The 374-nt window shown below is 56.1% G+C and carries 1 protein-coding gene; it reads right to left on the bottom strand.

Annotated features, from left to right (window positions below; genetic code table 11):
• Positions 1–374 (bottom strand): ATP-binding cassette domain-containing protein (locus tag HMPREF2884_RS03425; RefSeq protein ID WP_141753493.1); only part of this gene is annotated, 374 nt, incomplete at both ends.

Here is a 374-nt window from a genome sequence, read left to right on the forward strand (position 1 = left end):
TCCCGGTAGGTTCCTTGCTCCACCACACACCCACCATCCAACACCACCACAGAATCAACACCACGCAACGTCCACGCACGATGAGACACCAACACCACCAAACGCCCAACAGCAGCCACCTTCAACCGAGCAAAAATCTCCTCCTCAGTCTCAGCATCCACAGCACTGGTCGGCTCATCCAACACCCACACCGGCGCATCCCGAAGAACCACACGCGCCAACGCCAAACGCTGCCACTGACCACCCGAAAGACCAACACCACCAAACGACTCACCCAACTGAGCATCCAAACCACCCTCAAGACCACGCACAAAATTATCAGCACAAGCCACCGACAAAGCCGACCACAAATCAGCATCACCAAGACGCTCAAC

Origin of the sequence: Rothia sp. HMSC073B08, from assembly GCF_001812975.1 — a bacterium.
In the GTDB taxonomy this organism is placed as follows: domain Bacteria; phylum Actinomycetota; class Actinomycetes; order Actinomycetales; family Micrococcaceae; genus Rothia; species Rothia mucilaginosa.